Source organism: Geodermatophilus sp. URMC 60, from assembly GCF_053502585.1.
In genome coordinates, this window is the sequence record NZ_CP199958.1 from 3,493,834 (window position 1) to 3,517,095 (window position 23,262).

Annotated in this window: 23 protein-coding genes and 1 pseudogene; 15 read left to right on the top strand and 9 right to left on the bottom strand. The window is 75.2% G+C overall.

Annotation, left to right across the window (positions count from 1 at the left end; all coding sequences use genetic code 11):
• Window positions 1-43 precede the first annotated feature (43 nt).
• The gene (locus tag ACWIX3_RS16590) at window positions 44-1,216 is read right to left on the bottom strand and encodes an acyl-CoA dehydrogenase family protein (protein WP_448608442.1); all 1,173 of its coding nucleotides are present in this window, start codon (window positions 1,214-1,216) and stop codon (window positions 44-46) included.
• Window positions 1,217-1,265: 49 nt separating this feature from the next.
• A complete protein-coding gene (locus ACWIX3_RS16595; protein ID WP_448608443.1) occupies window positions 1,266-1,856 on the bottom strand; it encodes an Rv1733c family protein in 591 nt (196 codons plus the stop codon).
• Between the two features lie 242 nt (window positions 1,857-2,098).
• On the opposite strand from ACWIX3_RS16595, the gene ACWIX3_RS16600 reads away from it, so the two are divergent.
• The 4 genes from ACWIX3_RS16600 to ACWIX3_RS16615 all read left to right on the top strand — a co-directional run bounded on the left by ACWIX3_RS16600 (window position 2,099) and on the right by ACWIX3_RS16615 (window position 6,075).
• Window positions 2,099-2,305 (top strand): DUF2191 domain-containing protein, encoded by a 207-nt coding sequence (locus tag ACWIX3_RS16600; RefSeq protein ID WP_448608444.1) that lies wholly within the window; start codon window positions 2,099-2,101, stop codon window positions 2,303-2,305.
• On the top strand, window positions 2,296-2,721 hold the full coding sequence (locus ACWIX3_RS16605) for a PIN domain-containing protein (RefSeq protein WP_448608445.1): 426 nt from the start codon (window positions 2,296-2,298) through the stop codon (window positions 2,719-2,721). The genes ACWIX3_RS16600 and ACWIX3_RS16605 overlap by 10 nt, the downstream gene beginning before the upstream one ends.
• 104 nt (window positions 2,722-2,825) lie before the next feature.
• A complete protein-coding gene (locus tag ACWIX3_RS16610; protein WP_448608446.1) occupies window positions 2,826-4,487 on the top strand; it encodes a bifunctional 3'-5' exonuclease/DNA polymerase in 1,662 nt (553 codons plus the stop codon).
• Window positions 4,488-4,626: 139 nt separating this feature from the next.
• Window positions 4,627-6,075 (top strand): SGNH/GDSL hydrolase family protein, encoded by a 1,449-nt coding sequence (locus tag ACWIX3_RS16615; protein ID WP_448608447.1) that lies wholly within the window; start codon window positions 4,627-4,629, stop codon window positions 6,073-6,075.
• A gap of 418 nt (window positions 6,076-6,493) precedes the next feature.
• On the opposite strand, the gene ACWIX3_RS16620 is transcribed toward ACWIX3_RS16615, so the two are convergent.
• A complete protein-coding gene (locus ACWIX3_RS16620) occupies window positions 6,494-7,438 on the bottom strand; it encodes an NAD(P)-dependent alcohol dehydrogenase (protein WP_448608448.1) in 945 nt (314 codons plus the stop codon).
• A 134-nt stretch (window positions 7,439-7,572) separates the two neighbouring features.
• Between ACWIX3_RS16620 and ACWIX3_RS16625 the strand changes: the two genes are divergently transcribed.
• On the top strand, window positions 7,573-8,073 hold the full coding sequence (locus tag ACWIX3_RS16625) for a MarR family winged helix-turn-helix transcriptional regulator (protein WP_448608449.1): 501 nt from the start codon (window positions 7,573-7,575) through the stop codon (window positions 8,071-8,073).
• Window positions 8,074-8,181: 108 nt separating this feature from the next.
• Here the strand turns inward: ACWIX3_RS16625 and ACWIX3_RS16630 are convergent, their stop codons facing one another.
• Together ACWIX3_RS16630 and ACWIX3_RS16635 are read right to left on the bottom strand one after the other, a co-directional pair.
• Window positions 8,182-8,535, bottom strand: a complete 354-nt coding sequence (locus tag ACWIX3_RS16630; protein ID WP_448608450.1) for a nuclear transport factor 2 family protein — start codon at window positions 8,533-8,535, stop codon at window positions 8,182-8,184.
• Between the two features lie 341 nt (window positions 8,536-8,876).
• Window positions 8,877-9,266 carry a hypothetical protein gene (locus tag ACWIX3_RS16635; RefSeq protein ID WP_448608451.1) on the bottom strand — a complete coding sequence of 130 codons (390 nt, stop codon included), beginning with the start codon at window positions 9,264-9,266 and terminating at the stop codon, window positions 8,877-8,879.
• An 87-nt stretch (window positions 9,267-9,353) separates the two neighbouring features.
• Between ACWIX3_RS16635 and ACWIX3_RS16640 the strand changes: the two genes are divergently transcribed.
• Entirely contained in the window at window positions 9,354-10,127 is a 774-nt protein-coding gene (locus ACWIX3_RS16640; protein ID WP_448608452.1) for a helix-turn-helix domain-containing protein, read from the top strand.
• 9 nt (window positions 10,128-10,136) lie between these two features.
• Here the strand turns inward: ACWIX3_RS16640 and ACWIX3_RS16645 are convergent, their stop codons facing one another.
• Window positions 10,137-11,564, bottom strand: coding sequence for an MFS transporter (locus ACWIX3_RS16645; protein ID WP_448608453.1), 1,428 nt, complete (start codon window positions 11,562-11,564; stop codon window positions 10,137-10,139).
• Between ACWIX3_RS16645 and ACWIX3_RS16650 the strand changes: the two are divergent.
• The 6 genes and pseudogenes from ACWIX3_RS16650 to ACWIX3_RS16675 all read left to right on the top strand — a co-directional run.
• Window positions 11,563-11,982 (top strand): annotated as a pseudogene (locus ACWIX3_RS16650) (acyl-CoA thioesterase domain-containing protein); the annotation flags it as partial. The gene ACWIX3_RS16645 and the pseudogene ACWIX3_RS16650 sit on opposite strands and share 2 nt — an antisense overlap.
• Before the next feature lie 223 nt (window positions 11,983-12,205).
• Window positions 12,206-12,508, top strand: coding sequence for a hypothetical protein (locus ACWIX3_RS16655; protein WP_448608454.1), 303 nt, complete (start codon window positions 12,206-12,208; stop codon window positions 12,506-12,508).
• Window positions 12,509-12,620: 112 nt separating this feature from the next.
• Window positions 12,621-13,781, top strand: a complete 1,161-nt coding sequence (locus tag ACWIX3_RS16660; protein ID WP_448608455.1) for a Gfo/Idh/MocA family protein — start codon at window positions 12,621-12,623, stop codon at window positions 13,779-13,781.
• 192 nt (window positions 13,782-13,973) lie between these two features.
• Entirely contained in the window at window positions 13,974-14,954 is a 981-nt protein-coding gene (locus tag ACWIX3_RS16665) for a substrate-binding domain-containing protein (RefSeq protein WP_448608456.1), read from the top strand.
• Between the two features lie 61 nt (window positions 14,955-15,015).
• Window positions 15,016-16,077 carry an ABC transporter permease gene (locus tag ACWIX3_RS16670; RefSeq protein WP_448608457.1) on the top strand — a complete coding sequence of 354 codons (1,062 nt, stop codon included), beginning with the start codon at window positions 15,016-15,018 and terminating at the stop codon, window positions 16,075-16,077.
• Between the two features lies 1 nt (window position 16,078).
• Window positions 16,079-16,894, top strand: a complete 816-nt coding sequence (locus ACWIX3_RS16675; protein ID WP_448608458.1) for an ATP-binding cassette domain-containing protein — start codon at window positions 16,079-16,081, stop codon at window positions 16,892-16,894.
• Between the two features lie 60 nt (window positions 16,895-16,954).
• Here ACWIX3_RS16675 and ACWIX3_RS16680 read toward each other — a convergent pair whose 3' ends face one another.
• The 3 genes from ACWIX3_RS16680 to ACWIX3_RS16690 form a co-directional block, all read right to left on the bottom strand.
• Window positions 16,955-17,740 (bottom strand): histidine phosphatase family protein, encoded by a 786-nt coding sequence (locus ACWIX3_RS16680; protein ID WP_448608459.1) that lies wholly within the window; start codon window positions 17,738-17,740, stop codon window positions 16,955-16,957.
• 72 nt (window positions 17,741-17,812) lie between these two features.
• A complete protein-coding gene (locus tag ACWIX3_RS16685) occupies window positions 17,813-19,000 on the bottom strand; it encodes a phytanoyl-CoA dioxygenase family protein (protein WP_448608460.1) in 1,188 nt (395 codons plus the stop codon).
• 171 nt (window positions 19,001-19,171) lie between these two features.
• The gene (locus ACWIX3_RS16690; protein ID WP_448608461.1) at window positions 19,172-20,008 is read right to left on the bottom strand and encodes an aldo/keto reductase; all 837 of its coding nucleotides are present in this window, start codon (window positions 20,006-20,008) and stop codon (window positions 19,172-19,174) included.
• A gap of 72 nt (window positions 20,009-20,080) precedes the next feature.
• On the opposite strand from ACWIX3_RS16690, the gene ACWIX3_RS16695 reads away from it, so the two are divergent.
• From ACWIX3_RS16695 to ACWIX3_RS16705, 3 genes are all read left to right on the top strand, one after another.
• A complete protein-coding gene (locus tag ACWIX3_RS16695; protein ID WP_448608462.1) occupies window positions 20,081-21,121 on the top strand; it encodes a LacI family DNA-binding transcriptional regulator in 1,041 nt (346 codons plus the stop codon).
• Between the two features lie 89 nt (window positions 21,122-21,210).
• Entirely contained in the window at window positions 21,211-22,218 is a 1,008-nt protein-coding gene (locus ACWIX3_RS16700) for a Gfo/Idh/MocA family protein (RefSeq protein WP_448608463.1), read from the top strand.
• Entirely contained in the window at window positions 22,215-23,252 is a 1,038-nt protein-coding gene (locus ACWIX3_RS16705; RefSeq protein ID WP_448608464.1) for a Gfo/Idh/MocA family protein, read from the top strand. The genes ACWIX3_RS16700 and ACWIX3_RS16705 overlap by 4 nt, the downstream gene beginning before the upstream one ends.
• Window positions 23,253-23,262 lie beyond the last annotated feature (10 nt).

The following is a 23,262-nucleotide window of genomic DNA, read 5'->3' on the forward strand; positions in this document are numbered from 1 at the left end:
CCTCACGGGAGCAGCGCCCGAGCGTCCGGGGTGGAGGGTTCGGTCAGTACGACCGGGGCAGCCCCAGCACCTTGGTCGCGACGAAGGCCTTGACCATGTTGTTGTGCACCGGGGCCACCTGGTACATGCGGGTCTCGCGGAACTTGCGCTCGACGTCGTACTCGTCGACGAACCCGTTGCCGCCGTGCGTGTCGAGGGCGACGTTGGCCGCGGCCCAGCTGGCCTCGGAGGCCAGGTGCTTGGCCATGTTCGCCTCGGCCCCGCACGGCTGGCCGGCGTCGAAGAGCCGGGCGGCCTCGTAGCGCATCAGGTCCGCCGCCCGCACCTTCATGTAGGCGTCGGCCAGGGGGAACTGCACCCCCTGGTTGGCGCCGATCGGGCGGCCGAACACCTCGCGTGCGTTGGCGTAGGCGACGGCTCGGTCGACGAACCAGTAGCCGTCGCCGATCGCCTCGGCGGCGAGCAGGATGCGCTCGGCGTTCCACCCGTCGATCACGTACCGGAAGCCGGCGTCGACCTGGCCGACGACGTGGTCCGCGGGCACGCGCACGCCCCGGTAGAACACCTGGTTGGTCGCGTAGTTGAACATCGTGCGGACGGGCACGACCTCGAGGGTCTCCGGCTGCTCGGCGCGCACCTGTCGCAGGTCGACGAGGAAGAGGGTCAGGCCGCGGGTCCGGTCGACGGCCTTCTCGCCGGTGCGGGCCAGCACGAGGGCGAGGTCGGACTCGGAGATCCGGCTGGTCCAGTTCTTGTGCCCGGTGATCACGAAGTCGTCGCCGTCGCGGGTGGCCGTGGTGGTGATCGCGGTGGTGTCCGACCCGGCCGCGGACTCGGTGATCGAGAAGGCCTGCAGCCGCAGCTCCCCCTTGGCGATCAGCGGCAGGTACGCCTCCTTGAGCGCGTCGCTGCCGTGCCGCAGCAGGGCGCCCATCGTGTACATCTGCGCGTGGCAGGCGGCGGAGTGGCCGCCGGAGCGGTTGATCTCCTCCATGACGACGGAGGCCTCGGTCACGCCGAGGCCCGCGCCTCCGTACTCGGTGGGGATCAGGACCGAGAGCAGGCCGGCCGCGGTGAGGGTGTCGACGAACTCTTGCGGATAGCGGCGGTCCCGGTCGGTCCCGCGCCAGTAGGCGTCGGGGAACCCGGCGCACAGCGCGCGGGTGCGGGCGCGCAGGGCCTCGAGGGAGACCTCGTCGGTGCCGGCGGGGGGCATGGGCGTCCTTCCGGGAGTCGTGTCGGTGAGCGGCGCGAGCGGCCGCCGGTCAGGGCACGCGGCGGCTCCACGTCGGCTCGACGCGGGCCCACTCGCGGGCCCACCGCCGGTCGGCCCGGGAGGCGAGCAGCCGGCACAGCGCGACGTGCAGCAGGACGGTGGCCACCACGGTGCCGGCCCAGCCCAGCCCGACCAGCACGAGCGTGCTCCGCCACACCCCGGCCGGCGTCATCGGCGCGCCGGTCGGCCGCCCGTCGGACGTCGTCCACAGCACCAGGGTGTCGCCGGCGCGGGTGGTCGGACGCGCGGGCACCTCGCCCTCCACCGGGGTCCCGTCGGGGGAGGTCCACCGCGCCGGAACGGGGACCCGGGTCCGCGGGGGCGCGTCGGCAGGGGCCGCGGCGTCGGCGGTCACGACGGCGGGGACCTGCGTGCGCTCGTCGGCCTGCTGCCGCGCCAGGGCCGCCAGGTCGGACCGGACGGCGGTCCCCACGGCGAGGGCGACCGGTACGGAGAGCAGCACCACGAGCAGGACGACGACCCGCGACACGAACTCCACCGTGTCGCTCGTGCGCCGCGGCGGGCCCCAGCCGAGCGTGAACCGGCGGACGCCGCAGGCGAGGGGACCGAGCCGGGCCACGACACCGCCTCCCTCCGCACCGGGCCCCATCGTGCCAGCGGATCCCGCACCGTCGTCCGGCTCGACCGACCGCGTGCCGCGTCCGCGCAGCAGCGTCAGCACCTGCCGCACGACCGGCCGGCGAGGACGCCGAGAGGGACGGGAGCCGCGACCCGGCGCGAGCGGCCGCGCCACCACACGGCCGAGGAGCCGTACACCTCGGACGTATATACGAGACGGCGCAGGCATATATACTTGCTGGCGTGACGAAGCGCCTGGTGGAGATCGACGACGCCGACCTCGATGCCGCCCGGGTGGCGCTGTCGACCTCGACGATCAAGGAGACGGTGGGCCGGGCGCTGCGCGAGGCGGCCGCCTCCGCCGCCCGTCGCCGTGAGGTCGAACGGCTGCTGGACGGCTCCTCGAGCCTCCTCGCCACCGGCGCGGACCGCGACCGGGCATGGCGGTAGTCGCCCGGTACCTCCTCGACACCAGTGCCGCCGCGCGGGTGCCCCACCGCCCGGTGGCCGACCGCGTCGTGCCCCTGCTGTCGGCCGGGCTGCTGGCGACCTGCGCCGCCCTGGACCTGGAGGCGCTGTACAGCGCCCGGACGCCGGGGGAGTACCGGGACGTCCGGGCCGACCGACGGCTGGCGTACGAGTACCTGCCCACCGAGGACGAGGACTGGCAGCGCGCCCTCGAGGTGCAGGCGGCCCTGGCCGACGGCGGCCGGTGGCGGGGCGTGGGGATGGCCGACCTGGTGATCGGTGCCGTGGCCGAGCGGCACCGGATGACCGTGCTGCACTACGACGGGGACTTCGACCTCGTCGCCGGGGTGACCGGCCAGCGCACCGAGTGGGTGGTGCCGGCCGGCTCGGTGCCCTGACGCCGACCGTCGGTGCCCCGGTCCGGTCACGGCTCTCCGACGGGGTGACCGACGCCCCCTCGGCGCGCCCGCGACCTGTCGCACCGGGCCACGAGACTGCGGGGGTGAACAGGGTCGTCCTCGTGCGCCGCGCGGAGGCCGTCGTCGAGGCCCGGGAGTGCGCCGAGGACGGGACGACGGTGCGGATCACCCCACTGGCGGCCGGGGAGCTCGCGGCGTTCGTCCGGGTGCGGGAGCGCGTGCCCGTCCGCTGGGTGTGGGACGACACCACCCGCTGGTACCCGGAGCTGCTGGACGCCGGCGTCCGCGTCGAGCGGTGCACCGACCTGCGGCTCACCCACGCGGTGCTGCGGCGCTCACCGTTCGCCGACCAGTCCCTGCTCGTCGCCGGGGAGACCCCGGCCTGGGACGCGCTGCAGCCGGTCACCGCCGCCGACCCGGCGCTCTTCCCGCTCGAGGACCCCGCCGACGCCCTCGACCCGGTCGCCGAGCACGAGCGCCAGCGGGCCGCGGTGGCCGCCTCCCCGCAGCAGACGCGCCTGGCGCTGCTGCTGGCCGCGGAGTCCTGCGGAGCGCTGGTGGCGGCGGAGATGACGCACGCGGGGCTGCCGTGGCGGGCCGACGTGCACGAGCGCCTGCTCACCGAGCTGCTGGGGCCGCGCCCGCTCTCCGGGCAGCGGCCTGCGGTGCTGGAGGCGCTGGCCCGGGAGGTCCGCGCGGCCCTGCGGGCGCCGGAGCTGAACCCGGACTCGCCGGGCGCGCTGCTGGCGGCGCTGCAGTCCGCCGGGCTGGCGGTGGAGGACACCCGGTCGTGGACGCTCGAGCAGCTCGACCACCCCGTCGTCCCGCCGCTGCTGGAGTACAAGCGGCTCTCCCGGCTGCTGACCGCCAACGGCTGGGCCTGGCTGGACGCCTGGGTACGCAACGGCCGGTTCCGGTCGTGGTTCGTGCCCGGCGGCGTGGTGACCGGGCGGTGGGCGTCCAACGGCGGGGGAGCGCTCTCGGTCCCGGTCCAGGTGCGCCCGGCCGCGGTCGCCGACGACGGCTGGCGGCTGGTCGTCGCCGACGTCGCCCAGCTCGAGCCGCGGGTGCTCGCCGGCCTGAGCGGGGACGACGCGATGGCCGAGGCCGCCCGGGCCGCCGACCTGTACGAGGGCATGGTGGCCGGCGGCGCGGTCGAGACCCGGGCGCAGGCCAAGGTCGCGATCCTCGGCGCGATGTACGGCGCCACCCGGGGCGAGAGCGGCCGCATCATGCCGCGGCTGACCCGCCGCTACCCGCGGGCGATCGGGCTGGTCGAGGAGGCCGCGCGGGCGGGGGAGCGCGGGGAGGTGGTGCACACCCTGCTCGGCCGCGGCTCACCACGTCCCACCGGCGCGTGGGCCGAGCGCGCCGTCGCGCTGGGCGAGCCGGCCGAGGCCCCGGGCTCCCGGGAGGAGCGCGACCGGCACCGTCGCGCCTGGGGCCGGTTCACCCGGAACTTCGTGGTCCAGGGCACCGGCGCCGAGTGGGCGCTGTGCTGGCTGGCCGACCTGCGCAACCGGCTGTGGCGACTGGGCGGCACGGGTGCCCTGGACCAGCGCCCGCACCTGGTCTTCTTCCTGCACGACGAGGTCGTCGTCCACACGCCCGAGCACCTCGCCGCCCCCGTCGCCGAGGAGGTGCGCCGCGCCGCCGCGACGGCCGGCCGGCTGCTCTTCGGCGGCTTCCCCGTCGACTTCCCGCTCGACGTCTCGGTCGTCCGCTCCTGGGCGGAGGCCGGCTGAGTCCTGGGCTGGTCCTGCGGCGACGCGCAGCGCGAGCAGCGGGGTTCGGCATCGTCGGACGAGCGCCCTTGCCGGCCCCCCTGGACTCCCGCCACGCTCCAGACCCCCGACCGGGGTCGCTGGTTCGAGGAGGAACAGCATGAGAGTGCGATCCCTGACGACAGCCGTCCTCACGGCGGCCGGGTGCGTGGTCCTGGCCGCTCCGGCGCTGGCGGTCGTCCCGCAGCAGGCACCGTCGCTGGCGGTGTACCACGACCCCGGGCACCAGGGCTCCGGCGAGGAGCCGTGGGTGGCGGCGTGGACCACCGCGCCCCAGGGCGTCTACCCGTTCGGCTACGCGGTGGGGCAACCGGGGCCGCTCGGCGAGGTGGCGCCCGGCGTGCAGCAGCCGCTCCTCGAGCACGCCTTCCCCGACGAGCAGGCGCAGGACCAGACCATGCGCATGGTCGTGCACCCGGGCATCGGCGGCGACGAGTGGCGGGTGAGGCTCAGCAACCGGTTCGGCACGCAGCCGGTGACCTTCGGCAGCGCGACCGCCGCCCTGCAGCAGAGCGGCGCCACCGTCGTCCCGGGCACCGACCGGCAGCTCACCTTCCACGGCCAGGAGTCGGTGACCCTGCAGCCGGGCGAGGAGGTGCGCAGCGACCCGGTCCGCATGGAGCTCACCGACGCCGACGCGCAGCGGTCCGATGTGGCCGTGAGCCTGCACGTCCGGGGGGCCAGCGGGCCGATGACCTGGCACGCGGCGTCCTTCACCACCTCCTACGTCACGGACCCGGGGGCCGGCGACCACACCGGTGACGTCACCGACGAGGCGTTCCCGCACCCCACGACGAGCTGGTTCTTCCTTACCGGGCTGGAGGTCCAGCGGGAGGACGCCGGAACGGTGGTCGCCTTCGGCGACTCCATCACCGACGGCTTCTTCTCCACCATCAACGGCAACGACCGCTGGCCCGACGTGCTGCAGCGCCGCCTGCTGGCCGAGGACGACGAGGGGGTCCTCTCGGTCGTGAACCAGGGCATCGCCGGCAACATGGTCACCCGGGTGGGGCGCCTCGCGGGAGGCTGCACCCCGTGCGACGGACCCCCGGCCGTCGACCGGCTCGACGAGGACGTGCTCAGCCAGCCCGGCCTGCGTGCCGTCGTCCTGCTGGAGGGCATCAACGACCTCGGTGGCGGTGGCGCGACCGCGGCCGAGGTCATCACCGGCATGGAGGAGCTCGCCGACCGGGTGCACGCCGCCGGGATCCCGATCATCGGGGCGACGCTGACCCCCTCGGGCGGTGCCGAGGAGGGCCTGGCGAACTACGGCACGGCCGAGACCGACGAGCGGCGGCGGGCCGTGAACGACTTCATCCGCAGCAGCGGGGTGTTCGACGCCGTGGTCGACTTCGCGGCGGCCACCGAGGACCCGGCCGACCCCGGCCGGCTGCTGCCCGCCTACGACACCAACACGTCGGTGGGCGGCCCCGGCGACCACCTGCACCCCAACCGCGCCGGGTTCCTCGCCATGGGCTCCGCGTTCGACCTCGAGGAGCTGCGGCAGCTCGTCGACGCCGCCGCTCCGGAGGTCAGGCAGGCGGGCTGAGGACGGCGGGGGCGACCGGAGACGGGAACCCGCACCGCGGGAGGCGGCGTCCCGACGAGGGGGCGCTGCCTCCGCCGCCTCCGCCGCTGGTGCCCGCGTGCGCTGCGCCGTCGCCCTCCCCGGAGGGGACGGCGCAGGAGCTGCGGCGCTGGTAGGGGTGGAGACGGGACCGGGCGGTGCCGTTGTCAGCGGTGTGCGCGTCTCCTCGGTCCTGTGGCCCCGCGACGAGTCACCGTGAGCGTCGGCGTGGCGCACGCCCCGGACCACGCGAGCGACGTGCGCGACCTCTACGCGGCAGCGGACGCGGCCCTCTACGCGGCAAGCGCGGCGGACGCGACCGGGGCGCCGTCGCCGCGGAGGTCGCGGCCACGTCCGCCTGACCGGCCGGGCCGCCCGGACCCGAGCCGGACCCAGCGGTCTACGGCTGCGTGCCCAGCGAGACCACCACCTTGCCGCGGAGCCGGCCGGAGCCCGCGTGCTCGAGGCCCGACGCCACGTCCTCCAGCGCCACGACGCGGTCGAGCGGGACGCGCAGGCGGGCCGTGTCGACCAGGTGGGCGAGGTGGGCGAGGTCGACCGGTGACCGCCGCGTCGCGACGGCGGTGGCGCGCGGCCCGTGGCCCGGACGGAGTCCCCGGACCGTGTCGGGGGACAGCGGCCGGGTCGAGACCAGGACGCCGCCGCGGCTCAGCGAGGGTCGCACCGCGGCGAACCGCAGCGCGCCGGGCGCGTCGAGCACCACGTCCCACTGCCGACCGCCGCCCAGGACGTCGTCGCGGCCTCGGTCGACGACGACGTGGGCGCCGAGGTCGCGGACGAAGTCCGCACGGGCGGGGTCGGCGACCGCGGTGACGTGGGCGCCGGCGAACCGCGCGAGCTGCACGGCGTACGCGCCGATCCCCCCGGCCGCCCCGACGACCAGGACCCGCGGGGCGACCCGCGCGGAGAGGGCGGCCCGGCCGTGCAGGGCCTGCAGGGCGGTCAGGCCGGCGAGCGGGATCCCGGCCGCCTCCTCGAGGTCGATCGTGCGAGGTGCGCGGGCGACGCGGTGCTGCGGCAGGAGGACCAGCTCGGCCATCCCGCCGCCGGTGTGACCGATGAGGGCCATCACCCGGTCACCGACGGCGAAGCCGGTCACGGCCGGCCCGCACGCGACCACCTCGCCGGCCACGTCGAACCCGGGCGCGACGCGGCCACCGCTCAGCGCGCGGAACAGACGTCCCCCGCGCAGCAGCCCGAGGTCGGTGCCGTTGACACTCGACGCTGCGACCCGGACCAGCACCTCGGTGCGCGCCGGTGCCGCGGGTCGAGGCACCTCGACGACCCCCGGCGCGACCGACCCGCCGGCGCGGACGAGCCGCACGGCTCGCATCGGGCGGGAGCCGGTCACCGCCCGTCAACCAGCAGCCCGCCGGTCGTTCCGGTTGCTCCGGGTACCGCCATCCGCACGGCGCGACTCCTCGACGAGCAGGGTCAACTCATGTGTACGGTACACACGTGGCAGGGGCGCGGCCAGGGGATCTGCGGGTGCTCGACGAGGCGCTCGTCCGACTCCGCCGGCTGTGGGCGGCGTCGCGGGCCCACGTCGTCGACGACCTCGGCCGGCGGGTGGAGATGTCCAGCGTGCTGGTGGTGGAGGCCTGCGCCCGAGCGGAGCCGGGCACCGCCGAGGTGACGGTCGGCGACGTGGCCGCCTTCCTCGACGTCGAGCCCTCCACCGCGAGCCGCATGGTGGAGCGGGCGGCGGCGGCGGGACTGGTCCTCCGCGTGGCCTCCACGGTGAACGGGCGCCGTGTCGCCCTCCGGATCACCGAGGCCGGGCGCGAACTGCGCGCGCGGGCGACCGCCGCCCGCCTCGGCTGGCTCGGCGGGGTGGTGGCGGACTGGCCGGGCGAGGAGGTGCACGCCCTCGCCACCGCGCTCACCCGCTTCGCCGACGCGGTGGCTGCGACCCCGGCGTCCGCGGGAGGCGGGCGCGGAGCGCCGCCGCGGACCTGAGGACCGCGTACCGGCCCCCTGGTCGGGTTCCGGGCCTGTCGGGACCCCCCACCCGCGCCGGCTCCCGAGAGGCCGACCGCAGCGCCGCGTCCGGGTCGCCCGGCGGTGCTACTGCTCGACGTCCATGCGCTGCACGAGGTCCCCGGCGAAGCGGTACACGTGGCGGACGTCGCCGACCGCGAGGAGCGCACCGGTCCGGTCGCGGACCACCTGGTGGACGGCGACCTCCACCGTGCCGTCGGGGCGCTCCCGGATGCCGGTGGGCTCGACCCGGGGGCGGATCTCGGCCCACTGGCTCTGCCAGTAGCGGCGGACCCCGTCCTGCCCGACGACCCGGCCTCCCTGCCAGCCGTTGGGCCAGTCGACGTCGGCGGTCATGGCGCCCAGCACGGTGTCGATGTCCCGCGCGTTGAACGCCCGGTACAGCGACCGGAGCAGCTCCTCGCGGCTCGGTGCGGTCATGGCGGAGTGTCCTCCCGGCCCGACGTCGTGGCGTGCAGGACACCGTCGCACGATCCGGCGCCGGCGAAGGCGTCCACCGACGGCCGGAGGCGGTCGGGACCGGGCGCGACGGGCGCGGACGTTCCGTTATCCCCAACTATCGACAGAGGAGAACGGTGCCCGGTCGACGTCTACCGGACGAGCCGGGAACCGGCGGACGAGGGGCGACGGGCTGCGAGCGGGACGGCGAGCTCAGGGCCGGCCAGTTCACCCCGGACAGCACGCTCCGGCACGACCGCGCCGCGGCGGAGGCGACCGAGCCGGCTCGGTGGCCGGCCCGGTCGCCCCCGGCCGGGTCGGGCTCAGGAGCGGCGCAGGCCGGCGACCTGGAGACCGGCGAAGGCGGCGACGACGAGCGCCTGCAGCAGGACCCATCCCGCGCCGACGGCGGTGGGGGAGCCGACGCCGGTCGCGGCTACGAGGACGCTCCCGGCCACCCAGAGCGCGTTGGCCGCGACGACGGTGCCGACGGCGGGTGACGTGGGCCGGGCGGCGACCGCCCACACCCCGGCGCCGAAGAGCAGCAGGAAGACGCCGACGCCGCGCAGCCACCCGGAGGGCAGGCCGAGCAGGTCGTCGAGCAGCGGGGCGGCGAGCAGGTAGGCCGCGCCGTTGGCCGCGGTGACGACGGCGTCCAGCCGGAGCGCCAGCCGCAGCAGCGAGGGGACAGCGGGAGCGGTGGTGGTGGTCATGGCGGACACGCTCCCGCTCGTGGGGGAGCCGGTCGATTACCTGCGAGGTAGGCGACGGCGCCCTCGCGCGTCGCTAGCGTCGCGGGGGTGACCGTCGCCTCGACGAGCCCGTCCGTGGGGGACCTGCTGCGCACCTGGCGGCAGCGGCGCCGGCTGTCCCAGCTCGACCTCGCCAACGAGGCCGGCGTCTCCGCGCGCCACCTGAGCTTCCTCGAGACCGGCCGGGCCAGGCCGAGCCGCGAGATGGTGCTGCACCTGGCCGAGCAGCTTGAGGTCCCGCTGCGGGAGCGCAACGAGCTGCTGCTCGCCGCCGGGTTCGCCCCGGTCTACGGACGCCGCCCGCTGGACGCCCCCGACATGGCCGCGGTCCGCGCGGCGGTGGACCTGCTGCTGGAGGCCTACGAGCCGTTCCCGGTCGTCGTCGTGGACCGCGGCTGGCACATGGTGGCCGGCAACCGCAGCCTCGCCGTGCTGACAGCAGGTGCCGACCCCGACCTGCTCGAGCCCCCCGTCAACGTGCTGCGGCTGGGGCTGCACCCCCGAGGGCTGGCGCGGCGGATCCTCAACCTGCCGCAGTGGCGCACCCACCTGCTCACCCGGCTGGCCCGCGAGGCCCACCTCACCGCCGATCCGGCCCTGGCCGCGCTGCACCGCGAGCTCGCCGCCCTGCCCGGCGGCACCGACCGGCGGCTCCCGGACGGCATCGCCGTCCCGCTGCGCATCCGGCACGGGGACGGCGTGCTGTCCTTCCTCAGCACGGTGACCACCTTCGGCACCGCCGTCGACCTCACCGCCGCGGAGCTCTCCGTCGAGGCGTTCCTGCCCGCCGATGCCGCCACTGCGGAGGCGCTGCGCGGCTGACGGGCCGGGCTACCGCGCCGGGAGCCGCCCGCCGCGGGTCGCCTCCGCAGGCCGGTCGGGGGAGGAGGAACGCCCCAGCCCGAGCCGGGCGACGGCCGCCGTCGTCGCGCACACCGTGATGCCGACGAGGGCGAGGGTCGTGTAGCCGCCGGCGGCCGGTGCCGCAGCGCCGGAGGGCGTGGCCCCGGCGAGCACGGTCGCGGTGAGGGCGCTGCCGAGCGCGAAGCCCACGTACCGCAGCACCTGGTTGAGGCTCATCGCGCTCCCGGTCTCCGAAGGCGGGACGGCGGAGACGACGAGCGCGGGGAACGCCGCGAAGGAGGCCCCGACCCCGAGACCGGCGACGGCCATGACGACGAACAGCTGCCAGAGGTCCGAGCGGACGAGGGCGAACAGGACGAACGCGGTGCCCTGCACGCCCGCCGCGACCGGGAGGACGACGTGCCGGCCCGCGCGGTCGGCCAGGAGCCGGGCCAGCCGCCCGCCCAGCACGCCCGCCGCCGAGAACGGCAGCAGCGTCAGTCCGGCGACGACGATCGAGGTCCCGAAGCCCGCACCCTCCGACGGCGGGGCCTGGGCGAGCACGGGCACGGCCGTGAGCAGCAGGTAGTTGGACAGCCCGACCAGCAGGGCCGCCGCGTGGGCGGTGCGCGCCAGTCGCCCGCGGGCCAGCCGCAGGTCGACCAGGGGCCAGGTCGTCCGGAGTTCCCAGGCGACCCAGGCCAGCAGCGCGACGGCCGAGCCGGCGGCGAGCGCCCACAGCAGCGGGGAGGTCCAGCCCCAGGCCTCGACCTCGCCGAGGGCGAACAGCAGCCCGGCGACCCCGGCCCCGAGCAGGACGGCGCCGACGACGTCCAGCCGCCCCCGCGGGGCCGCCGTCGACGGCGGAAGGACCGCCGCGCAGGCCAGCAGCGCGGCGAGGCTGACGGCGGCGCCGGCCCAGAACGCGGCGTGCACCCCGCCGAGCTCGGCCACCAGCCCCGCCAGGGGGTAGCCCAGCCCGACACCGGAGACCACCGTCACCGACAGCACGGCGATGGTCGACCGCGACCGTTCCCCCTCGAGCGCCTCGCGGGCGGTCGCCATGGCCAGCGGCGTCAGCCCCAGTCCGACGCCCTGCAGTGCGCGGCCGGCGATCAGCCAGCCCAGACCGAGGGGGAGGGCGGCCAGCACGCCGCCGAGCGTCACGACCGCGAGGACGGCCAGGACGACCCGGCGCCGGTGCGGCCCGTCGCCGAGGCGGCCCACGACCGGCGTGGCCACCGCGCCCACGAGCAGCGTGGCGGTCAGCGACCACTGGGCGCTCGGCAGCGTCGTCCGCATGGTGTCGGCGATCGCGGGCACCAGCGGTGCGCCGAGGCTGCTGATGACGGCGACGACGGTCCCGACGAAGACCAGCACCGGGACGAGGGCGCGGGGGGACCGGCCGACCGACATGGGTCCAGGGTCCCAGGTGGTTGCGTCGATCAACCGGAGGGCTGCCCCACCGTGCCCGGTCCGCAGCCCGGGTCGGCATCCTCGGCACACCACCGTCCCCGTGGCCCTGCCACCCGGCCCCGGAAGTCGAGCATGCCCGCCCCCCGTCCCGACCGCAGCGCCGCCGGCCTACTTCGAGCGCCTCGCCCCCGACCGGTTCCGGGCGACCGGGCACACCGGCGGCGCGTGGTCGGTCACCGAGCAGCACGTCAGCCCGCTCAACGGGCTGCTCGTGCACGCGATCGACCGGTTCGTGGCCGAGCGCGGGACCGGCGACCGGCTGGTCACCGCCCGCATCGCGTTCGACATCCTCGGAGTCATCCCCATCGGCGAGGTCGACGTCCACGTCGAGGTCGTGCGCCCCGGGCGCACCGTCGCGCTGCTCGAGGCCGTCGCCGTCTCCGGCGGGCGTCCCGTCCTGCGTGCCCGCGCGTGGCGGCTGGCGCGGCACGACACCGCGGCGGTGGCCGGCGGTCAGCCCGACCCCCTGCCCCCGCCGGACGGGCTGGCGCCTGCGGAGCTGTCGGGCGTGTGGCCCGGCGGCTACATCGCCTCGCTCGACGTGCGCCCGTTGCGCACCCCCCCAGCCGGGGCGGGCCACCGTGTGGCTGGCCACCCCGGTCGCCCTGGTCGCCGACGAGCCGGGAAGCGAGCTGGCCCGGTTCGTGGGCCTGGTCGACACGGCCAACGGGATCGCCGTGCGGGAGTCACCGAGGGCGTGGATGTTCCCCAACGTCGACCTCACCGTCCACCTGTACCGGCAGCCCGGAGGGCGCTGGGTGGGCCTGGACACCACCGTCGTCTTCGGTCCGGACGGTTCGGGCCTCACCACGACCGTGCTGCACGACCGCACCGGTCCGGTGGGGCGGGCCGAGCAGCTCCTCACCGTGCGGCCGCTGACCTGACCTGGCCGACCCGCCCCGGGGGCGTGGGCGGGGCGGTGACCCGGGCGTCCGTCCCCGCCCTGCCGGGTCGCGCCCTAAGCTCGCGCCCTCGACGGGCCGGAGAGGGGCGTTCATGGAGAGCATCGGCGTGGGGGTCATCGGGTTCGGGTGGATGGGCCGGGTGCACGCCCAGGCCCACGCCCGGCTCCGGCACCACTTCCCGGACCTGGGACTGGTCCCGGAGCTCGTCGCGGTCGCCGACGACGTCCCGGGGCGGGCCGAGCAGGCCGCCGCGCAGTTCGGGTTCGCCTCCGCGACCACCGACTGGCGCGAGCTGCTCGCCGACCCGCGGGTCGGGCTCGTCTCGGTGACCGCCCCCAACTGGCTGCACCGGGAGATCGGCGTGGCCGTCGCCGAGGCCGGCCGGCACCTGTGGATCGAGAAGCCCGTGGGTCTCACCGCGGACGACGCCCGGGCGGTGGCCGGCGCCGCCGCCGCTGCCGGCGTGCAGGGCGCCGTGGGCTTCAACTACCGGCACGCGCCCGCGGTGGCCCTGGCCCGCCGCCTGGTCGACGAGGGCGCGATCGGCCGGGTCACGCACGCCCGGTTCGCCTTCCTCAGCGACTACGCCGCCGCCCCCGAGGGCGCCCTGACCTGGCGGTACGAGCGGGCGCGGGGCGGCAGCGGCGTCCTGGGGGACCTCGCCTCGCACGCCGTCGACCTCGTCCGGTACGTCCTGCACGGCGAGGTCACCTCCGTGCTGGCCGACACCGCCGTCTTCGTGCCGGAACGGCCGCGTCCGACCGGTGCGACGTCCGGGCACGCCGTCGCGACCGGAGGCGTCCCCGGGCCGGTGGAGAACGACGACCACGTGTCCGCGCTGCTGCGCCTGTCCACCGGTGCCCGCGTGGTGCTCGAGGCCAGCCGGGTCGCGGTGGGGGAGCAGAATGCCTACGGGTTCGAGGTCCACGGGACGGCGGGGCGCCTGGCGTGGGACTTCCGCCGGATGGGCGAGCTCCAGCTCAGCCGCGGACCGGCCGCCCAGGACCAGCCGGTCGCCACCGTGCTGGTCGGGCCGGGGGCCGGGGAGTACGCCGCCTTCCAGCCCGGCGCCGGGATCGCGATGGGCTACGACGACCTCAAGGTCGTCGAGCTGCGCGACCTGCTCGCGTCGGTCGTGGCCGGGCGGCCCGTCGGCGCCGACCTGACCGACGCCGTCCGCGCCGCGGTCACCCTCGACGCCCTCGTCGCCTCCTCGGCGAGCGGCACCCGGGTCGAGGTCCCGGTCGGCTGAGGCGCCCCGTCTGCGCTGAGGGGTCTGGGCGGGGTCGCGCACACGGAGGACCCTTGACGCTGCTGGTGGGCCATGTCACATTCCTCATGTCACTATGTCCAGACATAAGGGCTTCGTCGCGGGGGTCGGCGTCCGGGGACTGGGCAGGCGAGCAGCCACCAGCAGGGTGGCCATCCCGACGAGGAGACGTGCATGAGGAACACCCGGAGGTCGCTGCAGGCGGCGGTGGCGGTCAGCGCAGCGACCGTGGCGCTCGCGGCGTGCAGCAGCCAGGGCGGGGCGCAGGACGAGGGCGGAGGTGCCGCTGCGGCCGGCGAGGAGTTCACCATCGCGATGGTCACGCACGAGGCCCCCGGTGACACGTTCTGGGACAAGATCCGCGCCGGTGCCGAGGCGGCCGCCGCGAACCACAACATCACGCTGAACTACTCGAACAACCAGGACGCCGGCGAGCAGTCGACGCTCATCCAGAACGCCATCGACCAGGGCGTAGACGGGTTGGCGACCACGCTGCCCACCCCCGACGCCATCGGGCCCAACGTGCAGAAGGCGGTCGACGCCGGGATCCCGACGGTCGCGTTCAACGCCGGGATCAACGACTACACCAACTTCGGCGTCGGCATGTACTTCGGCTCGGACGAGGACCTCGCCGGGCAGACCGTCGGCACGAAGCTCGCCGCGGAGAGCCCCGGACCCACGGTGTGCGTCATCCAGGAGCAGGGCCAGGTCCAGCTCGAGGCCCGCTGCGCCGGTGTGGCGAAGACCGCGCCCGACACCGAGGTCCTCTACGTCAACGGCCGCGACCTGCCGGCGGTGCAGCAGACCATCGGGGCCAAGCTGCAGGAGGACGCCTCGATCGCCAACGTGGTCGCGCTCGGCGCCGACATCGCGCTGGCCGCCCAGCAGGCCAAGGCCGACTCGGGCAGCCAGGCCAGCGTCGCGACCTTCGACCTCAACGCCGACGTGGCCAAGCAGATCGAGGACGGCGGCATCCTGTTCTCGGTCGACCAGCAGCCCTACGTCCAGGGCTACATGGCCGTGACCTCGTTGTGGCTGAACCTCACCAACGGCAACGACATCGGTGGCGGCGGCCCGGTGCTGACCGGCCCGTCCGTCGTCGACCAGAGCAACATCGGCCCGATCGTCCAGTACGCGGAGAACAACACCCGCTGACCCGCTGGGGGGAGCCGGGGGGACCCGGCTCCCCCCACCCCCGCCCAGCCCTGGAGCAGTCATGAGCTCATCCGTGGCGGCGAAGCCGTCCACCGCACCCCCGGCCGCACCTCCGGGCCGCGCCGAACGATCACTGGTCTCCCGCGTCCTCGGCCGTCCCGAGATCGGCGCGCTGGCCGCGGCGATCGTGATCTTCGCCTTCTTCTACGCCGTCGCGGAGCCGTTCCGGACCCTGCCGGCGCTGGCGACCGTCCTCTATGCCTCCTCGACCATCGGCATCGTCGCGGTCGGCGTGGCGCTGCTGATGATCGGCGGCGAGTTCGACCTGTCCGCCGGTGTCGCGGTGACCACGGCGGCGCTCGCGTCGGCGATGATCTGCTACCAGTTCAGCCTGAACATGTGGGTCGGCGTCGTCGTGAGCCTGCTCATCGCGCTGGCGGTCGGCTTGGTCAACGGCTACCTCGTGATGAGAACGGGGATCCCGAGCTTCCTGATCACGCTGTCCACCTTCTTCATCCTCCAGGGCATCAACCTGGGCGTCACCAAGCTGGTCACCGGGACGGTCGCCACGCCGAACACCAGCGCCCTCGACGGGTTCGCCTCCGCGAAGGCGGTCTTCGCCAGCGACATCGACCTGGGGTTCATCACGCTGAAGGTCACCGTGCTGTGGTGGCTGCTGTTCGTGGCCGTCGGCACCTGGCTGCTGCTGCGCACCCGCACCGGCAACTGGATCACCGCGGTCGGCGGCAACCAGGCCAGCGCCCGCGCGGTCGGTGTGCCCGTCCGCGCGACCAAGATCGGCCTGTTCATGGGCGTGTCGTTCCTGGCCTGGTTCCTGGGCATGCACCTGCTGTTCAACTTCAGCACCGTGCAGGCCGGCCTCGGCGTCGGCAACGAGTTCATCTACATCATCGCCGCGGTCGTCGGTGGTGCCCTGCTGACCGGTGGCTACGGCTCGGCCGTGGGGTCGGCGCTCGGCGCCTTCATCTTCGGCATGACCACTCAGGGCATCGTCTACGCCGGCTGGGACCCGAACTGGTTCCGCGCCTTCCTGGGCGTGATGTTGCTGCTCGCCGTGCTGGTGAACCTGTACATCAAGAACTACGCCGCCCAGAGGAGATGACGTGACGGACACGATCGCCGAACACGCCGCACCGGACCTCACCAAGGGCGCGCCCCTGGTGGAGATGGAGGGCGTCGGCAAGGCCTACGGCGCCATCCGGGCCCTGGAGGGCATCAACCTGACGGTCAACGCGGGGGAGGTGGCCTGCGTGCTGGGGGACAACGGCGCCGGCAAGTCCACCCTCATCAAGATCATCTCGGGGTTGCACGGGCACACCGAGGGCACGCTGCGGGTCGACGGCCAGGAGCGCAAGTTCTCCTCACCGCGGGAGTCCCTGGACGCCGGCATCGCCACCGTCTACCAGGACCTCGCGGTCGTGGGCCTGATGGAGGTGTGGCGGAACTTCTTCCTCGGCTCGGAGATCCGCAAGGGGAAATACCCCATGGCGCCGCTGGACATCAAGGCGATGCGGGAGGTCGCCGACGCCGAGCTGCAGAAGATGGGCATCGTCGTCAAGGACATCAACCAGCCGATCGGCACGCTCTCCGGCGGGCAGCGCCAGTGCGTCGCCATCGCCCGGGCGGTCTACTTCGGCGCGCGGGTGCTGATCCTCGACGAGCCGACGGCGGCCCTCGGCGTCAAGCAGTCCGGCGTGGTGCTGAAGTACACCGCCGCGGCCCGCGACGCCGGTCTCGGGGTCGTCTTCATCACGCACAACCCGCACCACGCCTACCTGGTGGGCGACCACTTCATCATCCTCAAGCTCGGCCGCCGGGTGCTCGACAAGAAGCGCTCCGAGGTCTCGCTCGAGGAGCTCACCACCGAGATGGCCGGCGGTCAGGAGCTCGCGGAGCTCTCGCACGAGCTGAAGCGGTGAAGGACCCCGTCCTCCTCACCGCTCGCTAGCTCGCGGCGAGCCTCTGGACGGGGCCGGCGGTCACGGCGCCCGCCGTTCCCGGACCACGTCGTCCGGGGACGGCGGGCGCCGTGGCGGCTCCCTGCAGGTCCGCCACGAGCTCGCGAGTGGAGGAGGCAGTCCTCCCTCAGGTCGGCGGGACCCCGACCCGGGAGAGGTCGTCGGCGAGGTGCGCGGTGTCGTCGAACCGGCGGACCGGCGGACCGTCCAGCGTTCGCCGGCGAGGACAACCCGGGACAGCGCGGTGTTGCGAGCGCTCAGGAAGGCGAACGGCGGCGCGCCCGTGGCCAGGGCGAGGGCCTGGGCGACGACCCCGCCGTGCGTGAAGACGGCGACCCGCCCGCCCGGGTGCGCGGCCGCGATCCGCTGCAGCGCGGCGCGGACCCGCGCCGCGAGGGCCGCCACCGGCTCCGCACCGGGGATGAGGTCCCACCGCTGCTCGGCCACCACCCGCGTGGCGACCGGGTCCCCCTGGGCCAGGCGCTCGCGGACCAGCCCGTCCTCCCACTCGCCGAGGTGCAGCTCGCGCAGGTCGCGCTCGACCCTCGGCCGGATGCCGGTGACGTCGAGCAGCGGCTGCGCGGTCTCGACCGTGCGGCGCAACGTCGTCACGTAGACGGCATCGAGGCCGGCGTCGCACAGCCGCCGTCCCACCGCATCCGCCTGCGTGCGGCCGAGCGGCGACAGCGGCGGGTCGCCCTGTCCGTCCTCGAGCAGGGGATGGGGGTGGTCGGGGTGCGCGGGCACGACCTCGCCGTGGCGGACGAGCAGCACGTCGGTGGTGGGGTCGCGGTGCACTGCGGGCACCGGGTCATCCTGCCCGGACGGCCGCACCGGCGCCGTGCCGTTCTCCGACACCGGGGCCGCGCGACTGCACGGTCACCCGGCGCCGGCGTGCCGCTCGGCCTGGGCGGTCAGCTCGGCGTCCAGGGCCTCGGGCGACCAGTCCTCCCGCAGCGCCCGCCAGACCAGCTCGGCCTGCGTCTCGGGGGCCAGGCCGCCGATCGGCTGGTCGCGGTCGAGGTTCGTGGGGAAGGCGTAGCCCTCGGCGGAGGCGGCCACGACGTCGCGCAAGGTGCGCTCGTCGGCACCGGCGGCCTTGCGGGCGCGCAGCACCGGGTAGAGCGCGCGGCACATCGCCGCGCGATCGACGGTCTCCATCGCCCGGCCGAACGCCGAGGAGACCTGCAGCAGGTTGGCCATGCGGCGCACGTCGGCCGAGCGGTTCGTGCCCGCGCCGTGGAACAGTGCCGGGTTGAAGAAGGCGGCGTCGCCCTTGCGCAGCGGGAGTTGGACGAAGTGCTCGTCGAAGTAGGCGGTGAAGTCCGGCTGGTGGAAGGCGACGTAGCCGGGGGCGTACTTCTGCGAGTGCGGCAGGTACATCGTCGGCCCGGTCTCCACCGGCATGTCGCAGTGCGCCACCGCGCCCTGCAGGGTCATGACCGGCGAGAGCCGGTGCACGTGGGCCGGGTAGGCCAGGGCCTGCTCCTCGGACATGAAGCCGAGGTGGTAGTCGCGGTGGGCGACCTGGGCCTTGCCGCCCGGGTTCACCACGTTGACCTGGCTGGTGACCTGGTACCCGCGGCCCAGCCACGCCTCCGAGGCCAGGGCGATCACGTCGTTGCCGTAGTAGGCGGCGAAGGCCTCCGGGTCCCGGACGGCGAACTTGTCCAGCGCGCCCCACACCCGGTCGTTGGCACCGGGCGTGGCGAAGTGGTCGCCGCCGACGACGCCGGCCGCCTTCTGGTCGGTGATCATCGCCTCGAAGACGGCGGTGGCCCGGTCGACCACCGAGGTGTCGGGGAAGGCGCCGGCGAAGACGACGATGCCCGGACCGTCGGTGAGCGCGCGGGCGAGCTCCGCCTGGACGTCCCGGCGTCCCTCGGGGGTGGCGAGGTGGTTGCGCAGCCGGGAGCCGTAGACGAGGACGTTCTCCCGCACCTCGTCGGCGTAGGGGTACTCGGCCAGGTCGGTGGTCGTCTCGACGACGGCGCGGAAGTCCTCGAGGCGGCAGTCCTCCGCGGTGAACCAGCCGGGAGTGCGTCGGGTCGTGACGGGTGCGCTCATGGCGTCGTCCTCCGTGTGCGGGTCGGGTGCCATCGAGCCTGACCGGCGGCTGCCGGGTCCACAAGGCCGCGAACCCCTCAAGAACCCGTCATCGGGCGGTGCTGCCAGTAGGCCTGATCCTCGCGCTCCGGCGCTCGCCGCGATGCTCCCCGGGCTGTCAGCCGACGGGCCTCAGAACTCCTCCCAGACGTCCGGGTACTGCCCGTTGACCCGGGTGCCGTCGGCGAGCGTGGCGATGCCGGCCAGGTCCTCCTGGGTGAGCGCGAAGTCGAAGACGTCCAGGTTCTCGACCAGCCGGACGCGGGAGGACGCCTTCGGGAAGGTCACCAGCCCCTGCTGCACGTGCCAGCGCAGCACCACCTGCGCTGGTGTCCGGCCGTGCCGGGCACCGATCTCGGCGAGCACCGGCCGGCGCAGCAGCTCGCCGCCGTTGGCCAGCGGCGACCACGACTCGGTGACGATGCCGCGCCGGGCGTCGTCGGCGCGCTGCTCGAGCTGCGGCTCCCGCGGGTGGCACTCGATCTGGTTCACCGCCGGCACGGTCGAGCTCTCGGCGGCGAGGCGGTCGAGGTGCTCGGGCAGGAAGTTCGACACCCCGATGGCCCGGGTCAGCCCCTCGGCCAGCAGCTCCTCCATCGCCAGCCACGACTCGACGTAGCGGTCGAGCCGGGGGAGCGGCCAGTGGATGAGGTAGAGGTCCACGAAGTCCAGCCCCAGCCGGTCCAGGCTCGACCGCAGCGCCTCCTTCGCCGAGGCCGAGCCCTGGTCGCGACCGCGCAGCTTGGTGGAGACGAACACCTCCTCCCGGGGGAGGCCCGAGTCGGCGAGGGCCTGCCCGACACCGCGCTCGTTCTCGTAGCTGGCGGCGGTGTCGACGAACCGGTAGCCGACCTCGAGCGCCTCGCCGACCACCCGCCGCGTCTCCTCGTCGGGGAGCCGGGCGGTGCCCAGCCCGAGCTGGGGGATCGCGACACCGTTGTTCAGCTGGACGTCCGGGACCGTGGTCATCGCGCCAGCCTCCTGAGCCGCCCGGCGCCCGGTCAACCTGGGCGCCCTCAGGGACCCCTCAGACTGGTCGACGTGCCGCACCCCTACCCGATCCGCGAGATCGCCCGCCAGGCCGGCCTGTCCGAGGCGACCGTCGACCGCGTCCTCAACCGGCGCGGCGGGGTGCGGCAGAGCACCGTGCAGGAGGTGCACCGCGCCATCGCGGACCTGGACCGGCAGCGCTCGCAGGTGCGGCTGACCGGGCGGACGTTCTTCCTCGACCTGGTGGTCGACGCGCCCGACCGGTTCTCCGCCGCCGTCCGGGCGGCCCTGGAGTCGCAGCTGCCGCTGGTGCGGCCGGCGACGTTCCGGGCGCGGTTCCACCTGGCCGACGCCCCGTCGGTTCCCGAGCTGGCGGCCACGCTCGACGGGATCGCGCGGCGCGGATCGCAGGGTGTCGTCCTGAAGGCCCCCGACCACCCGCTGGTGGTGGGTGCGGTCGAGCGGCTGGCCGAGGCCGGGATCCCCGTGGTCACGCTGGTCACCGACCTGCCCACCAGCCGCCGGGTCGCCTACGTCGGCCTGGACAACCGGGCGGCGGGTGCGACCGCGGCCTACCTGCTCGACCGGTGGCTGCCGGACGACGCCGCCGTCCTCGTCACCCGCGGGACCGGCACCTTCCGCGGCGAGGACGACCGGGAGATGGGCTTCCGGGCGACCACCCGGTCGCTGCGCCCCGGCCGGCGACAGGTCGACCTGGTGGACGCCACCGGGGAGGACGACGTGCTGCGCGGGCTGGTCCGGGACGCCCTCGCCGCCGACCCGGACATCGCCGCCGTCTACTCGATGTACGCCGCCGGCGGCAACGCCGCGACCGTCGCGGCCTTCGCCGACGCCGGGCGTGCCTGCCGCGCGTTCGTCGCTCACGACCTGGACGCCGAGAACCTCGCCCTGCTGCGGGCCGGGCGGCTGTCCGCGGTGCTGCACCACGACCTGGCCCTGGACCTGCGCCGCGCCTGCCACGTGGTCATGCAGGCCCACGGCGCGCTGCCCGGCACCCCGCGGTCCTGGCACTCGGGGGTCCAGGTGGTCACGCCGTACAACGTCCCCGCCGAGGTCCTGAGGGCTACTTGAGGGTCCTCCGCCGTTGCCCGCGCCTCCCCGAGCCCGGAACCTGGACCGACGCGGACCGGACGGGGCGCAGCGGAGTCGAGGAGGGCGTCGTGGGACTGGACGTCGGGGTCATCGGGGTCGGCATGATCGGCCAGGAGCACATCCGCCGGCTCGACGGCGGCCCCGGGGGCAGCCGGGTGGTGGCGGTGGCCGACGCGGACGCCGAGCGCGCCGCGACCGTGGCCACGCGGCTGCCGGCCGCCAAGGTCCTGCCCAGCGGCGAGGAGCTGATCGCCTCGGACGCGGTCGACGCCGTCGTCGTGACCTCCTGGGGGCCCACGCACGAGCCGTACGTGCTGGCCGCCATCGCCGCCGGCAAGCCGGTGTTCTGCGAGAAGCCGCTGGCCACCACGCAGGAGGCCTGCCGGCGGATCGTGGAGGCGGAGGTCGCTGCCGGCCGCCGCCTGGTCCAGGTCGGCTTCAACCGCCGCTACGACCCCGCGCACCGGGCCCTCAAGCGGGCCGTGGACGACGGCGCGATCGGCGCGCCGCTGCTGGTGCACTGCGCGCACCGCAACGCCTCTGTGCCGCCGCACTACACCCGCGACATGTCGATCGCCGACACCGCCATCCACGAGATCGACGAGCTGCGCTGGCTGCTCGGGACCGAGATCGCCGCCGTGCGGGTGCTGACGCCGCGGAGGAGCAGCCGCGGCGGCGAGCTGCAGGACCCGCTGCTGGTGCTGTTCGAGATGGCCGACGGCGTGCTCGTCGACGTCGAGGTGTCGGTCAACATCCACTACGGCTACGAGATCCGCTGCGAGGTGTCCGGGGAGACCGGCACCGTCGAGCTGGCCGAGTCCGCGCCGGTGACCATCCGCCGCGAGGGCACCGTCGCCGGGCTGGTCCCGGGCGACTGGCGGGAGCGCTTCGCCCTCTCCTACGACGTCGAGCTGCGCGAGTGGGTCGACGGCGTCGCCGGCGGACACCCGCCGCAGGGGCCCAGCGCCTGGGACGGCCACGTCGCGCAGGTCGTCTCCGACGCCGCGCTGCACTCCCTGCACTCCGGCGGGCGCGTGGCGGTCGAACTCCCCACCCGACCGGACCTGTACCGGTGACGACCGCGCCGACCGAGCCCCTGCGGATCGGGGTCCTCGGGGCCGCGCGCATCGCCGAGCGGGCCATCGCCGTCCCCGCGCGGGCCACCGGCAACCGGCTGGTCGCGATCGCCGCCCGGGACCGGGCCCGAGCCGAGGAGTTCGCCCGCGCGCACGGCGTCGAGCGGGTGCTGCCCTCGTACGAGGACGTCCTCGCCGACCCGGAGGTGGAGGTCGTCTACGACCCGCTGCCCAACGCGCTGCACGGCCCGTGGAACCTGGCCGCGATCGAGGCCGGCAAGCACGTGCTGTCCGAGAAGCCGTTCGCCTCCAACGCGGGGGAGGCCGCCGACGTCCGCGACGCCGCTCGGCGCGCGGGCGTCACGGTCATGGAGGGCTTCCACCACCTCTACCACCCGGTGGTGCGCCGGCTGCTGGAGCTGGTGGACGCCGGCGAGCTGGGTGACGTCGTCTCCGTCGAGGCCACCATCGCCATGCTCCCGCCGGCCGACGGCGACCCGCGCTGGTCGCTCGAGCTCGCCGGCGGCGCGCTCATGGACCTCGGCTGCTACGGCCTGCACGCGCTGCGCAGCCTGGCGCCGTGGACCGGCGGGGAACCAGAGCCGGACGCCGCGCGGGCCGGCGAGCGCGCCGGGGCCCCGGGCGTCGACGAGTGGCTCGACGCCGACCTGCACTTCCCGTCCGGCGCCACCGCGACGGTGCGCTGCAGCATGGTGCACCGGGAGCGGGACTTCTCGCTGCGCATCGTGGGCACCCGCGGGGAGGCGACCGCGCCGGCGTTCGTCGAGCCCCACCGGGACGACCGCGTGCTCGTGCGCACCCCGGCCGGTACGAGGACCGAGCACCTGGGCACCCGGTCGTCGTACACCTACCAGCTGGAGGCGTTCGCCGCGGCGTTGCGGGGCGGCCCGCCGGTCCCGACCGGTCCGGACGACGCGGTCGCGACCATGACCCTGATCGACCGGTGCTACCGGCTCGCCGGGCTGCCGCCCCGACCCCGCGCGGCGGGCGAGCCGCACCGGGCCGGGGCCTGATCCGAGGGCG